The organism is Streptomyces sp. NPDC088762 (assembly GCF_044750905.1).
GTDB lineage: Bacteria > Actinomycetota > Actinomycetes > Streptomycetales > Streptomycetaceae > Streptomyces.
Map to the genome: position 1 here is coordinate 988,979 of NZ_JBIVKT010000001.1, position 13,632 is coordinate 1,002,610.

The 13,632-nt window shown below is 73.7% G+C and carries 13 protein-coding genes; 4 read left to right on the top strand and 9 right to left on the bottom strand.

What is annotated here, in order from left to right:
* The first annotated feature begins 16 nt into the window (after positions 1-16).
* Together ACIP5M_RS04560 and ACIP5M_RS04565 are read left to right on the top strand one after the other, a co-directional pair.
* The gene (locus ACIP5M_RS04560; protein WP_401191718.1) at positions 17-508 is read left to right on the top strand and encodes a PH domain-containing protein; all 492 of its coding nucleotides are present in this window, start codon (positions 17-19) and stop codon (positions 506-508) included.
* The gene (locus ACIP5M_RS04565; RefSeq protein WP_401191720.1) at positions 505-1,839 is read left to right on the top strand and encodes a PH domain-containing protein; all 1,335 of its coding nucleotides are present in this window, start codon (positions 505-507) and stop codon (positions 1,837-1,839) included. Before ACIP5M_RS04560 ends, ACIP5M_RS04565 begins: the two co-directional genes overlap by 4 nt.
* Before the next feature lie 7 nt (positions 1,840-1,846).
* Here ACIP5M_RS04565 and ACIP5M_RS04570 read toward each other — a convergent pair whose 3' ends face one another.
* Together ACIP5M_RS04570 and ACIP5M_RS04575 are read right to left on the bottom strand one after the other, a co-directional pair.
* The gene (locus tag ACIP5M_RS04570; RefSeq protein WP_401191722.1) at positions 1,847-2,521 is read right to left on the bottom strand and encodes a response regulator; all 675 of its coding nucleotides are present in this window, start codon (positions 2,519-2,521) and stop codon (positions 1,847-1,849) included.
* Between the two features lie 68 nt (positions 2,522-2,589).
* Complete coding sequence (locus ACIP5M_RS04575; RefSeq protein ID WP_401191725.1) at positions 2,590-3,792, bottom strand: sensor histidine kinase; 1,203 nt, start codon at positions 3,790-3,792, stop codon at positions 2,590-2,592.
* 106 nt (positions 3,793-3,898) lie between these two features.
* Here ACIP5M_RS04575 and ACIP5M_RS04580 point away from each other — a divergent pair, with 106 nt between their 5' ends.
* Positions 3,899-4,894 (top strand): SAM-dependent methyltransferase, encoded by a 996-nt coding sequence (locus tag ACIP5M_RS04580; protein WP_401191728.1) that lies wholly within the window; start codon positions 3,899-3,901, stop codon positions 4,892-4,894.
* Positions 4,895-4,978: 84 nt separating this feature from the next.
* Here ACIP5M_RS04580 and ACIP5M_RS04585 read toward each other — a convergent pair whose 3' ends face one another.
* Both ACIP5M_RS04585 and ACIP5M_RS04590 read right to left on the bottom strand, forming a co-directional pair.
* Complete coding sequence (locus ACIP5M_RS04585; RefSeq protein WP_401191731.1) at positions 4,979-6,529, bottom strand: M20/M25/M40 family metallo-hydrolase; 1,551 nt, start codon at positions 6,527-6,529, stop codon at positions 4,979-4,981.
* 140 nt (positions 6,530-6,669) lie between these two features.
* Complete coding sequence (locus tag ACIP5M_RS04590) at positions 6,670-7,794, bottom strand: DUF5937 family protein (protein ID WP_401191733.1); 1,125 nt, start codon at positions 7,792-7,794, stop codon at positions 6,670-6,672.
* A 197-nt stretch (positions 7,795-7,991) separates the two neighbouring features.
* Between ACIP5M_RS04590 and ACIP5M_RS04595 the strand changes: the two genes are divergently transcribed.
* A complete protein-coding gene (locus ACIP5M_RS04595; protein WP_401191736.1) occupies positions 7,992-8,204 on the top strand; it encodes a hypothetical protein in 213 nt (70 codons plus the stop codon).
* Here the strand turns inward: ACIP5M_RS04595 and ACIP5M_RS04600 are convergent, their stop codons facing one another.
* From ACIP5M_RS04600 to ACIP5M_RS04620, 5 genes are read right to left on the bottom strand one after another with little or no spacing between them, the layout of a single operon-like run.
* A complete protein-coding gene (locus ACIP5M_RS04600) occupies positions 8,205-9,014 on the bottom strand; it encodes a type III pantothenate kinase (protein ID WP_401191739.1) in 810 nt (269 codons plus the stop codon).
* A gap of 3 nt (positions 9,015-9,017) precedes the next feature.
* A complete protein-coding gene (gene nadC, locus ACIP5M_RS04605; protein WP_401191742.1) occupies positions 9,018-9,986 on the bottom strand; it encodes a carboxylating nicotinate-nucleotide diphosphorylase in 969 nt (322 codons plus the stop codon).
* Positions 9,987-9,988: 2 nt separating this feature from the next.
* A complete protein-coding gene (locus ACIP5M_RS04610) occupies positions 9,989-11,737 on the bottom strand; it encodes an L-aspartate oxidase (RefSeq protein WP_401191745.1) in 1,749 nt (582 codons plus the stop codon).
* Complete coding sequence (gene panC / locus ACIP5M_RS04615) at positions 11,734-12,726, bottom strand: pantoate--beta-alanine ligase (protein ID WP_401191747.1); 993 nt, start codon at positions 12,724-12,726, stop codon at positions 11,734-11,736. The genes ACIP5M_RS04610 and panC overlap by 4 nt, the downstream gene beginning before the upstream one ends.
* Positions 12,723-13,628 (bottom strand): Rossmann-like and DUF2520 domain-containing protein, encoded by a 906-nt coding sequence (locus tag ACIP5M_RS04620; RefSeq protein ID WP_401191749.1) that lies wholly within the window; start codon positions 13,626-13,628, stop codon positions 12,723-12,725. The genes panC and ACIP5M_RS04620 overlap by 4 nt, the downstream gene beginning before the upstream one ends.
* Between the last annotated feature and the right edge of the window lie 4 nt (positions 13,629-13,632).

Genomic DNA, 13,632 nt, shown 5'->3' on the forward strand with positions numbered 1-13,632 from the left:
ACCCTAGGGTGGAGGGATGGAAACGGGGACGACGGGTGAGACGGGCGGACCCGCCTGGGTGGGCCTGCCGGGCGGGCTGCTCACGCTGCGGCGGCTGCTCCTGGTGGGCTGGCTGGGCCTCTTCACGGTGGTGACCGGGGTCGTGCTGGGCGTGTTCGCGGGCCCGCCGTGGGCGGCCCTCGGGCTGCTCTGGCTCGGCGCGCTGGCCTGGGGCTGGGTACTGCTCGGCCGGAACTGGCGGTCCTGGCGGTACGCCGAGCGCGCCGACGACCTGCTGATCAGCCGGGGCGTGCTGTGGCGGGAGGAGACGGTGGTCCCCTACGGGCGGATGCAGCTGGTCGAGGTGACCTCGGGGCCGCTCGAGCGGCGCTTCGGGCTGGCCTCCGTACAGCTGCACACGGCCGCGGCGGCGACGGACGCGAAGATCCCGGGCCTGGCACCGGCCGAGGCGGAGCGCCTGCGCGACCGCCTCACCGCGCTGGGCGAGGCAAGGTCGGCGGGCCTGTGACCCCCGGCCCGGCCGCCGCCGGTCCCGACCCGGGCGCGCCCGCGGGCGAGCGGCGGCTGCATCCCTTCACGCCGCTGCGCCGGGCCTGGGTGCCGATCGCCGCCACCGTCGGCGTGGTCGCGCAGCAGGGGGACCGCGCCGGGGAGTGGATCGGTTCCCTGTCCGCCCTGCTGCGGGTGGCCGCGCTCGCGGGGCTGGTGCTGGTGTTCGGCCTGTACGGGTTCCTGAGCTGGTGGTTCACCCACTACGCCGTCACCGACACCGAGCTGCGCATCCGCACCGGTCTGCTCTTCCGGCGCACCGCCCACATCCGCCTCGACCGGATCCAGGCGGTCGACGTCACCCGCCCGCTGCTGGCCCGGCTGACCGGTGTCGCCAGCCTGCGCCTCGACGTCATCGGCACCGAGGAGAAGGACCAGCTCGCCTACCTCTCCGAGCAGGAGGCGGTGGCCCTGCGCGCCGAGCTCCTCGCCCGGGCCGCCGGCTTCGCGCCCGCGGAGGCGGTGCGCCTGGGGGAGGCCCCCGAACGCGAACTGCTCCGCGTCGGCCCGCGTGACCTCGCCGTCTCCCTGCTGCTGAACCTCGGAGTCCTGGCGGCCGTGGCCGGCGGGCTCACCGCGCCGGTGGTGGTCTGGTGGGTCAGCTCCAACCCGTGGGCGGCGCTCGCCACCCTGCTCCCGATGCTCGGCGGCGTGTGGGCGGGCAGCGCCGGCCGCTTCCTCGCCGAGTACGACTGGACGGTCGCCGAATCCCCCGACGGGCTGCGCCTGGACCACGGGCTGCTGGACCGGGCCCACGAGACCGTGCCGCCGGGGCGCGTGCAGACCGTACGGATCGTGGAGCCGCTGCTGTGGCGGCGGCGCGGCTGGGTCCGCGTCGAGCTGGCCGTGGCGGGCTCGAAGAACGAGGTGCTGGTGCCGGTGGCCTCGCGGGCCGCCGCGTACGGCGTGATCGGCCGGGTCCTGCCGGGGGTGGACCTGGCGGCGCTGTCCTTCTCCGGCTCCCCGGGCGCCGGTTCGCGGTGGGTGGTCCCGGTGTGGTGGAAGGGCTACGGCCTGGCCGTCTCCCCGGACGTGTTCGCCGCCCGGCACGGCCGGCTGTGCCGCCGTACGGAGATCGTCCCCCACGCCAAGGTGCAGAGCGTCCGCCTCACCCAGGGCCCCTGGGAGCGCGCCCGCGGCCTGGCCGACGTCCACGTGGACACCGGCGCCAACGGCACGGTCACGGCCCGGCTGCGGGCTGCGCCCGAGGCCGCGGCGCTCCTGCACGCCCAGGCGGCCCGCTCCCGCACCTCGCGGGCCACGGCCCGCCCGGACCGCTGGATGACCTGAAGCGGCCCTACCCCGCCCCGCCGCCGGCCCGGACCAGGCCCGTCTCGTACGCCAGGACCACCACCTGCACGCGGTCGCGCAGGTTCAGCTTCGTCAGGATGCGGCCGACGTGCGTCTTCACCGTCGCCTCGGAGAGCACCAGCCGGGCCGCGATCTCCCCGTTCGACAGCCCCTGGGCCACCAGCAGCATGACCTCGCGCTCGCGGTCCGTGAGCCGCTCGATCTCCTTGTTCTGCGGCTCCTGCGTGGTCGTCGGCAGCATCGGGGCGAACCGGTCCAGCAGCCGGCGCGTGGTCGAGGGCGCCACGACCGCGTCGCCGCTGTGCACCGAGCGGATCGCCGCGAGCAGCTCGGCCGGCGGCACGTCCTTCAGCATGAACCCGCTCGCGCCCGCCTTCAGCCCGGAGAAGGCGTACTCGTCCAGGTCGAAGGTGGTCAGGATGATGACCTTCGGGTGCTCCTCGGGCTCACAGATCCGCCGCGTGGCCTCGACCCCGTCCAGCTTCGGCATGCGCACGTCCATCAGCACCACGTCCACCTTGGTGGCCCGCAGCACCTCCAGCGCTTCCAGGCCGTCGCCGGCCTCGGCGACGACCTCCATGTCCGGCTGGGCGGCGAGCACCATCCGGAAGCCGGTGCGCAGCAGCACCTGATCGTCGACCAGCATCACCCTGATGGACATGCGTTACCTCGACCTCGTCTTCTTGGTCTTCGTGTTCGCGTTCGTGTTCGCGTTCGTCTTCGTCTTCGTCAACTCTTCTTCAACGGAAGCAGCGCGCTGATCCGGAAGCCGCCGCCCGGCCGGGGACCGGTGTCGAGGGTTCCGCCGACCATGCCGATCCGCTCGCGCATGCCGATCAGCCCGTGCCCGGCGCCGTCGGCGCCGCCGTCCTCGTACAGTTCGTGCGCCGCGCCCCGCCCGTCGTCCTCGACGAGCAGGCCGAGGCCGTCGTCGAAGTAGACCAGCCGCACGCTGGCCCGCGCGTCGGGGCCGCCGTGCTTGCGCGTGTTCGTCAGGGCCTCCTGCACGATCCGGTACGCCGTCAGCTCCACGCCGCTGGGCAGCCGCCGCGGGGCGCCCTCGACCTCGAAGTCCACCGCGAGCCCCGCCGCCCGTACCTGCTCGACCAGGACCTCGATCTGCTCGACGTCCGGCTGCGGTACGTAGTCCTCGGACTCCTGGGGTTCGCCGGTGCGCAGGACGCCCAGCAGCCGGCGCATCTCGGCGAGGGCCTGGCGGCCGGTGCCGGAGATGGTCTGCAGGGCCTCCTTGGCCTGCTCGGGGGCCGCGTCCATGACGTACGCGGCGCCGTCCGCCTGGACGACCATCACCGAGACGTTGTGCGCGACGACGTCGTGCAGCTCGCGGGCGATCCGGGCCCGCTCGGCGGCCACGGCCACCTTGGCCTGGGCCTCGCGCTGGTTCTCCAGCCGCTGGTTGCGCTCGATGAGCTGGGCGTAGTAGGCGCGGCGGGTGCGCAGGGAATCACCCAGGACCCAGGCGAGCACGAAGGGGATGATCATGAAGAGGGTGAAGAGGACGTTGTCGAAGGTGCTGGTGCCCTTGTCCACGCCGAAACGCACGAAGTAGAGCGGTGCGGCGGCCAGGCCCCAGCCCAGCGCGGTGCGCGAGACCCAGCGGGGGACCTCGCTCGCGGCGACGGTGAAGAGGATCACGAACATGGCGAGGTCCCAGACCCCGGCGACGATCCCCGTGCCCAGCTGGAAGACGCCGGCCCCGAGCGTGAGCCAGAACATCGCCTGCGTCCACCTGCGGCGCAGGGCCACGGCCGTGCTCAGCGCGAGCACCACGGGGACGGCGGCGAGCTTCAGGGGGGTGCTGAGTGCGGACTCGTCGGCGACGTTCAGCATCGAGACCCCGAAGAGGAGGACAGCCCAGAAGCTGTCGACGCCCGTCGGGTGTCTGCGGAGGAAGTCGTAGAGGCGCTGCACGTAACCCAGAGTAGGGAACGGTGATAGGTGCTGGAGTCAACCAGAGGTGCGAACCTCGCACGGGGGGTGTACTCCCCAAGGTGGAGCCGAGCTTAGCCTTGGGGCGATGAGTGCTCAGGGTGAAAGCGTGACTCCGGTGACCCCGGTGCGGTGGCGCGGGGCGATGGAAGCGGCGCTGTACGGTCCCGGCGGCTTCTACGTGCGCCCGGGCGGCCCGGGGCCCGCCGGGCACTTCCGGACCTCGGTGCACGCCTCTCGGCTGTACGCGGGCGCCGTGGCCCGGCTCCTGCGGTGGGTGGACGGGCAGCTCGGGCACCCGGAAGGGTTGGACCTGGTCGACGTCGGGGCCGGACGCGGGGAACTGCTGGCCGGGGTGCTCGCGGCGCTGCCCGCGGAGGTGGCCGCGCGGGTGCGTCCGTACGCCGTGGAGCGGGCGGAGCGGCCGCAAGGGACCGATCCGCGGATCCGCTGGGTCGCCGCCCCGCCGGAAGGGACGACGGGGCTGCTCTTCGCCAACGAGTGGCTGGACAACGTGCCGCTGGAGGTCGCCGAGGACGGGCGCTACGTGCTGGTCGCGCCGGACGGCACGGAGACGCCCGGCGGCGTGGTGGACGGGCCGGACCGGGCGTGGCTGGAGCGCTGGTGGCCGGGCGGCGGCCGCGCCGAGATCGGCCGGGCCCGCGACGAGGCCTGGGCGGCGGCCGTGGCGAGCCTGGAGCGGGGCCTGGCGGTGGCGGTGGACTACGCCCACACCCGCGACGCGCGGCCCCCGTACGGCACCCTGACGGGCTTCCGCGGGGGCCGGGAGGTGCCGCCGGTCCCGGACGGCAGCTGCGATGTCACCGCTCACGTGGCGCTGGACTCCTGCGCCGGGCCGGGTTCGGTACTGCTGACGCAGCGCGAGGCGCTGACCCGTCTCGGGGTCTCGGGCGCCCGCCCCCCGCTGGCGCTGGCCTCCGCGGACCCGGTGGCCTACGTACGGGCCCTGGCCTCGGCGGGGGAGGCGGCGGAACTCACCGCCCGCGGCGGGCTCGGGGACTTCGGGTGGCTGGTCCAGCCGGTCGGGATGGCGGCGTGGCCGGGGGCGACGAGTACCGGCTGAGCGCCGCTGCCGGGGCTCCGCCCCGGACCCCGCGCCTCAAACGCCGGCGGGGCTGGATCCACCAGCCCCGCCGGGGAGTGCGTGTTACTGCGTCACCTCGTCGTGGCCCTCGTGCAGGCCGCCGCCGCTGCCGCCGCCCGGGGTCGGCTGCGAGACGACCGGCTTCGACAGCGGGGCCAGGTCGTAGGCGTAGTGGCCGACCGCGTCCGCGATGACGTCGACGTTGATGTCGAGTGCCTTCTGGTCGATGTTGGTGATGTCGTCACCCTTGGCGTGGTAGTTCACGTCGTAGGCGACGCCCGCCTGACCGCCGAACTTCGCGGCTTCCTCGGGCGTCTTGATGCCCTCGGCGCCCGTGAACGTACCGCCGGACGGGATGCCGACCTCGATGAACGGGCCGTAGTCCGAGCGGCCGGAGAAGTCCGTGCCCGCGTGCGGGATCTTCTTGGAGTCGAGGAAGTCGTTGATCCCCTTCTCCAGCTGGGCGGAGCCCGCCGGGCCGGGGCCCGCGCCGACGCCGTCCGAGTCGTCGCCGTCGTAGACGAAGTACGCGGAGTTCGGCGAGGCGATCATGTCGAAGTTCAGGTAGAGCTTGATCTGCTTCTTCTGCGCGTCGCTCAGGCCCGCCACGTACGCCTCGGAGCCGAGCAGGCCGTACTCCTCCGCCGACCACCAGGCGAACTTGACCTTGTTCTTGATCTTCGTCTGGCTGCTCGCCAGCCGCTGCGCGACCTGGAGGATGCCCGCCGAGCCGGAGCCGTTGTCGTTGATGCCCGGGCCCGCCGCCACCGAGTCGAGGTGCGCGCCGAGGAAGACGGTGTTGTCCTCGTCGCCCCCTCGGGTCTCCGCGACGACGTTGTAGGTCTTGCGGTTCTCGCGCAGCTGGCGGATGTCCAGGGTGACCTCGACCGGGCCTGCCGCGGCCTGCGCGGCGAGCTTCTCGCCGTCCTCCTGGGTGATGCCGCCGGTGGGGACCTTGCCCGCGTTCGCGTCGCCGAGGGTGCCGTTGAGGGCGCCCGCGGTGTTGTTGTAGATGATCGCGCCGACCGCTCCGGCGGCCGCCGCGTTGGCCTGCTTGGCCGCGAAGGTGCAGCCGCCGCGCTTGACCAGGGCGATCTTGCCGGTGAAGGCGCCGGCGGCGAAGTCACCGGGCTCACAGCCGTTCGTCCCGTCCGCGTCGACGGGGGCGACGGCGACCTGGGCCGTCACGCCCTCCGGCGGGGTGCTCGCCGTGTAGGTCATCAGGTGGATCGGCACGTCGCGCCCGGCCGGGCCGTTGACCGTGAGCTTCTCGGAGATCGTCTCGACGTACACGAAGTCGAACTCGTTCTTCGTGACCTTGTAGCCGGCCGCCCGCATCACGGCCTCGACGTACTGGGCGGACTGCACGTGGCCCTTCGAACCGGCCACGCGGGTGCCGTTGTTGTAGTCCGCGATGGACTGAAGGACCTTCAGGTGGTTGTACGCACCCTTGCCGGTCGCGTCCTTGACCAGTTTCCTGGCCAGCGCGTCACCTCGGGCGGCGTCGCTCTGCGGGCTCCCGGTGGCACCGGCCGGCCCGGCGAGCAGCAGCGGGGAGACCAGGGCCGCTGCCGCCAGGGCGGCGGTTGCAGCGGCTATACGGCGTGAGGGCATGCAGGTTCCTTCCACGGCAATGGAGCAGGGAGGAGCGGTGGACGCACGTTAAGCAGCAAGGAGCCACTCTGGCCAGAGTTTTAACTGATTCCGGCACCCGAATTCCGGATATCGGCGATGTGGGGCTGCTGGTGGCGCGCCTAGCGCAGGATGCCCTCGATGAAGTCGGAGCCGATGCGGGCGACCGCCGCCAGGTCCAACTGGTGCTGTACGTAACGGCCCTGGCGTCGCGTGTGCATCAGACCGGCCTTCTTCAGGACGGCCAGATGGCGGGACACCTCCGGCGCGGTGATCCCGTACACGGCGGCCAGCTCGCTCGTCGTGTACGGGGCCCGGGCCAGGCTCCGGCACAGTTTCATCCGCATGGGGTGGGCCAGCGCCTCCATACGCCGCTGGAGCAGCTGCACCGAGCCGGGCGCGGAGGCCGGTTCCGGGGTGTCGAGCGGGTAGTGGACCACGGGCCGCCAACCCGGGGCGTGCAGCACGAGCAGGTGGGGCCAGCCGAAGTTGGTCGGTACGAAGACCAGGCCGGTGCCCGTGCGGGGGTCGGTGGCGGTCGTCGAACCGTTGACCATCTTGTCGGCGGTGATGGTGGTGAGGTCCTCGTCGACGCTGAGCGCGGACGAGACCTCCTTCAGCGCGGCCGGCAGCCCCTTGCGGCGCAGCACCTCGGTCTTGTGCCGGGCGTCGGCGCTCTGCCCGGGCTCGATGCGCTTCCACGTCTCGGCGAAGAAGGCCTCGTCGCAGTCCTCCAGGAGGCGGCGCATCCACACCCGGACGGCGCCGGGGTCGTCCAGCAGCCGGACGGAGAAGTCCAGCTGGCGCGGGCCGCGGGCGGCGGCCGTCTCCAGGGCCCTGGCCCGGGCCGCCGGGTCCGTGAGCGGGGAGGGACCGCCACCCTCGTTGTAGAGCGCCAGCCAGCAGTGCTCCAGCGCGGCCATCACGAACTTCTCGTCCTCCATCCGGTCGAGGACGTCGAGTTCCCCGGCCAGGGTCCCCGCGGGGCGGCCGCTCCCGGCGGGGGAGGCGGCGAAGGCCATGAAGATGTCGGAGAAGGAGCTCCGCCACATGAAATCGGCCTCCAGCAGCCGGTCCGCGAGGCCCGGATCGAGGGCGGCGGCGGTGGCGGAGGTCCAGGAGGCGAGGCGGGGGTGGTGGGCGGGCTGGGAGAGCGCGTGCAGGGCCATGCAGAGCTCTGCGAGCGGCGAGGGCGCGAAGGAGATCCGCTCCGCGGGGAGGCCGGCGATGTCGATGGTGACGCTCATCGCCCCATTCTCCCCGCCGCCGCCAGGGGGCTCCGCCCCCGGACCCCCGCGCCTCGAACGCCGGCGAGGCCGGATTTTGCCTCCCTCGGCGTTCGGCCGCGCCTCGGGCCCTGACGAGCGGCGCTCAGCACTGGCCCCGATTGACGCTGCCCGTCAATCGTCGTGCGGCGGCCGGGCGACGGGAGCACCGTGGAGGGATGACCGCCATCGAGCAGTACCTCGTCGACACGTACCGCGCGGCCCAGCTCGCGACCCCCGTGCCGCCCCCGCCCGGGCGGGACGACGTCGCCGTCCTGCGCGCCGCCCGGTCCTACGAGCAGTTCCGGGCCGTCCTGGACGGCCGGCCGGCCCGGCACCCCTGGTGGGCGGCGCTGCGCCGGCTGCTGGCTCCCGCCGCCCCCCGGAGATGATCAGTCGAAGTTCGGCGCGTTGCGCTCGTAGACCAGCCGCAGCCCCATGAGCGTCAGCCACGGCTCGTGGTCGTCGATCACCGAGGACTCGCCGAGCACGATCGGGGCCAGCCCGCCCGTGGCGATGACGCGGACGTCGTCCGGGTCGCCGTTCGGTCCCGCCAGCTCCTTGGCCATCCGGCCCACGATCCCGTCGACCTGCCCCGCGAAGCCGTACACCACGCCCGACTGCATCGCCTCGACCGTGGACTTGCCGATCACGTTGCGCGGCCGCGCCAGCTCGATCTTCCGCAGCTGAGCGCCCCGCACGCCGAGGGCCTCCATCGAGATCTCGATGCCCGGGGAGATCACCCCGCCCACGTACTCGCCCTTCGCGGACACCGCGTCGAAGGTCGTCGCCGTACCGAAGTCGACCACGATCGCCGGGCCCCCGAAGAGCTCGACGGCCGCGACCGCGTTGATGATGCGGTCGGCGCCGACCTCCTTCGGGTTGTCCATGAGGATCGGCACGCCCGTCTTGATGCCGGGCTCCACCAGCACCGCCGGCACGTCCCCGTAATAGCGCCGCGTGACCTCGCGCAGCTCGTGCAGCACCGACGGCACCGTCGAGCAGATCGCGATGCCGTGGATGCCGTCGCCCAGCTCGTTGCCGAGCATCGGGTGCATGCCCATCAGGCCCTGCATGAGCACGGCCATCTCGTCGGCCGTGCGCCGCGGGTCGGTCGAGATGCGCCAGTGCTCGACGATCTCGTCACCGTCGAACAGGCCCAGGACCGTGTGGGTGTTGCCGACGTCGATGGTGAGGAGCACGGCTTACACCGCCTCGCGCAGGTCGAGGCCGATGTCCAGGATCGGGGAGGAGTGGGTCAGGCCGCCGACGGCCAGGTAGTCCACCCCGGTCTCCGCGTACGCGCGGGCCGTGTCCAGGGTCAGCCGGCCCGAGGACTCCAGCACCGCGCGACCGGCCACCAGGGCCACGGCCTGCGCGGTCTGCTCGACCGTGAAGTTGTCCAGCAGGATCAGGTCGGCGCCGGCCTCCAGCACCTCGCCGATCTGCTCCAGGGTGTCGACCTCGACCTCCACGGGCACGTCCGGGAAGGCGTCCCGTACGGCCTTGAAGGCCTGCGCGACCCCGCCGGCCGCGACCACGTGGTTGTCCTTGACCAGCGCCGCGTCCGACAGCGACATGCGGTGGTTGACGCCGCCGCCGCAGCGCACCGCGTACTTCTCCAGGGCGCGCAGGCCCGGGGTCGTCTTGCGGGTGTCGCGGACCTTGGCCCCCGTGCCCTCCAGCACGTCCGCCCAGCGGCGGGTGGCGGTCGCGATGCCCGACAGGCGGCACAGGATGTTCAGGGCGCTGCGCTCCGCCGTGAGCAGGTCGCGGGTACGCGCCCGCACGGAGAGCAGCACCTGCCCGGCCCGGACGGTGTCGCCGTCCTCCGCGTGGCGCTCCACCTCGAAGGCCTCCGTGCAGACCACGGAGAAGACGGCCTCGGCGATGCGCAGCCCGGACACGACGCCGTCCTCGCGGGCGACGAAGTCGGCGACGGCTTCCGCGTCCTCGGGGATCGTGGCGACGGTGGTCACGTCGACCCCGCCGTCGAGGTCCTCGGAGAGCGCCATGTGGGCGATGTCCTCGACCTCGACGGGGTCCAGGCCCGCGTCCGCCAGCAGCTGGGCCAGCGCCGGGTCCAGACCGGTCTCCTCGCCGTCGCCGCAGGCGCAGTCGTCGCCGCAGCCGCCGTCGTTCTGGTCGATCAGGGGAAGTTCGGGGGTGCTCACGGTCACTGCTCCAGGCTCTGGGTGCTGAGGGGTTCGCGCACGGACGGGAAGTCCGCGGAGTCGGTGGGGACGACGACCAGGGCTCGCTTCTCGGTCGCCGAGAGCCGGACGACGAGATGGCGTCGCCAGGCGGCATCGTCCCGCTCCGGGTGGTCCTCGCGCCAGTGGCAGCCGCGGGTCTCCACGCGCTGCCGGGCGGCGGCGACCAGGACCCGGGCCACGCACAGCAGGTTCGTCGCCTCCCAGGTGTCCACCCCCGGTTCGGCGGTCTTGCCGTGCGCTTCGAGGTCGTTCAGGGCGGTGGCGTACAGGCCCTCCAGGGCCTCGGCCGCCGTGCGCAGCGACTCGGCCGAGCGCAGCACGCCCGCGCCCTCCGTCATGATGCGCTGGACCTCGTACCGCGCGCCGGCGGGCTGCAGCGGTCCCGTGGAGGGGACCGGTATGCCGGGGCCGTTGCCGGTACGGGCCTGCGCCGTGATGTCGTCGGCGATGCGCTCGGCGAAGACCAGGCCCTCCAGCAGCGAGTTGGAGGCCAGCCGGTTCGCGCCGTGCACGCCGGTGCAGGCGACCTCGCCGCACGCGTACAGGCCGGGGACGGTGGTCCGCCCGTGCAGGTCGGTCCGTACGCCGCCCGACGCGTAGTGCGCGGCGGGCGCGACCGGGATCGGCTCGGTCACCGGGTCGATGCCGTGGGCGCGGCAGGCGGCGAGGATGGTCGGGAAGCGCTGCTCCCACATCTCGGAGCCGAAGTGCCGGGCGTCCAGGTACATGTGCTGCGCGCCCTGCTCCTGCATGCGGCGCATGATGCCCTTGGCGACGATGTCGCGCGGGGCCAGCTCGGCGAGCTCGTGCTGGCCGACCATGAACCGCACCCCGTCCGCGTCGACGAGGTGGGCGCCCTCCCCGCGGACCGCCTCCGAGACGAGCGGCTGCTGCCCCTCGGCGTCCGGGCCGAGGAAGAGCACCGTCGGGTGGAACTGCACGAACTCCAGGTCGGAGACCTCGGCCCCGGCCCGCAGTGCGAGCGCCACGCCGTCGCCGGTGGACACCGACGGGTTGGTGGTGGCCGAGAAGACCTGGCCCATGCCGCCGGTCGCGAGGATCACCGCGGGCGCGTGGACGGCGCCGACGCCGTCGTGCTGGCCCTCGCCCATGACGTGCAGCGTGACCCCGGCGGTACGGCCCTGCGCGTCCTGGAGGAGGTCCAGTACGAGCGCGTTCTCGACCGTACGGATCCCCGCGGCCTGCACGGCTTCGACCAGCGCCCGGGAGATCTCCGCACCGGTGGCGTCACCGCCCGCGTGCGCGATCCGGCGGCGGTGGTGGCCGCCCTCGCGGGTCAGCTCTATCTCCCCGGTCTCCGCGGAGGTGTCGAAGACGGCGCCGGTGTCGATCAGCCGCCGGACGGCGCCGGGGCCCTCGGTGACCAGGAGCCGGACGGCGGCCTCGTCACACAGGCCCGCGCCCGCCACCAGGGTGTCGTCCAGGTGCTGCTCGGGGGTGTCGCCCTCGCCGAGGGCCGCGGCGATCCCGCCCTGGGCCCAGCGCGTGGAGCCGTCGTCGAGCCGCGCCTTGGTGACCACGACCGTACTGCGGCCCGCGGCGGCGCAGCGCAGCGCGGCCGTCAGCCCCGCGACGCCCGATCCGACGACCACGACATCGGCGTCGACGGACCAGCCGGGGGCCGGAGCGTGCAGCCGTATGCCGGTGCCTGCGCCGCCCGACGGGAGGTCTCTGCCTGGGGTGCTCACGAGTGTGCTCCGAATTCCAGTGGGATGTTGTCGATCAGCCGGGTCGTGCCCACCTTCGCGGCGACGGCCAGCACGGCGTGCCCCGTGAAGTCGGGGCCGATCTCGGTGAAGTCCTGCGGGTCCACCAGCGCCAGGTAGTCCAGCTCCAGCGGAGGGTCGTGGCGGCCCGCCTCGTCCAGGACGTGCTGCGCGGCGGCCCGTACGGCGTCCGGCAGACCGGCGCCCGCCGCCGAGACGGCGTGCGCGTCCGCGGAGGCGCGGATCTCCCCGAGCCTGGCCAGGGCGGTGGCCCGCTCGTCGCTGGCCGGGGCGGCCTCGGCCCGGGCGCGCAGCGCCGCCTGCGCGGCGAGCCGGTCGCGCCCGGCGAACAGGGCGCGTGACAGGGACAGCGCGGTGCGGCGCTCGACGGGGGAGAGGTAGCGGTTGCGGGACGACAGCGCGAGCCCGTCCTCCTCGCGGACGGTCGGTACGCCGACCACCTCGACGGGGAAGTTCAGGTCCGTCACCATGCGCCGGATCAGGGCCAGTTGCTGCGCGTCCTTCTGGCCGAAGAGCGCCAGGTCGGGCCGGGTGAGGTGGAGCAGCTTCGCCACGACGGTCAGCATCCCGTCGAAGTGGCCGGGACGGGTGGCCCCTTCGAGGCGCCCGCCCATGGGACCGGCGCTGATCCGCACCTGGGGATCGCCGCCCGGGTAGACCTCGTCGACGGCCGGCGCGAACACGGCGTCGGCTCCCGCCTCCCGGGCGATCGCGAGATCGGCGTCGAGGGTGCGCGGGTAGCGGTCGAGGTCCTCGTTCGCCCCGAACTGCAGGGGGTTGACGAAGACGGTGACCACGACCTGCCCACCGGGGCCGGCCTGCTCGCGGGCGCTGCGGACGAGGGTGGCGTGGCCCTCGTGCAGGGCGCCCATCGTCATCACGACCGCCCGGCGGCCGGCGCGCGGGAGCGCGTACAGCTCCTCGGCCGTGTGCAGCAGCAGCTCGGTCACTGGTCCCCACCCTCGGGATCGGCGAGGACGCCGAGCAGGTCCTCGGCGAGCTCGGGCTTGAGCAGACCGTGCGCGAGGGCCCGGTCGGCGGTGGTGCGGGCCATCGCCAGGTACCCGGCGACCGTGCCCGGGGCGTGCCGGCGCAGCTCCGAGACGTGCGCGGCGACCGTACCGGCGTCGCCGCGGGCCACCGGGCCGGTCAGGGCCGCGTCACCGGAGCGCAGGGCGTTATCCAGGGCCGCGCCGAGCAGCGGGCCGAGCATCCGGTCGGGGTGCTCGACCCCGGCCTTGTGCAGCAGCTCCATCGACTGGGCGACCAGGGTGACCAGGTGGTTCGCGCCGAGGGCGAGGGCCGCGTGATAGAGCGGGCGGTTCTCCTCCGCGATCCACTCGGGCTCCCCGCCCATCTCGATGACCAGGGCCTCGGCGGCCAGCCGCAGCTCGTCGGGGGCGGTGACACCGAAGGAGCAGCCGGCCAGCCGCTGCACGTCGACCTCGGTACCGGTGAAGGTCATCGCGGGGTGCAGGGCCAGCGGCAGCGCGCCCGCGCGGCGCGCCGGGTCGAGCACGGCCGTCCCGTACCGGCCGGAGGTGTGCACCAGCAACTGGCCGGGTCGCACGGCGCCGGTCTCGGCCAGCCCCTCGACCAGCCGGGGCAGCGCGTCGTCGGGGACCGTGAGCAGGACCAGGTCGGCCCGCTCCAGCACCTGCGCGGGCGGGACGAGCGGTACGTCGGGCAGCATCCGCGCGGCGCGGCGCACGGACGCGTCGGACACGCCGGACACGGCGACGGGCCGGTGCCCGGCCTGCTGGAGCGCCCGCGCGAGCGCGGGACCGACCCGGCCGGCGCCGACGACACCGACGGCGAGCCGGGCAGGGCGGGGCTGCTGAGATGGGTTCACGCGG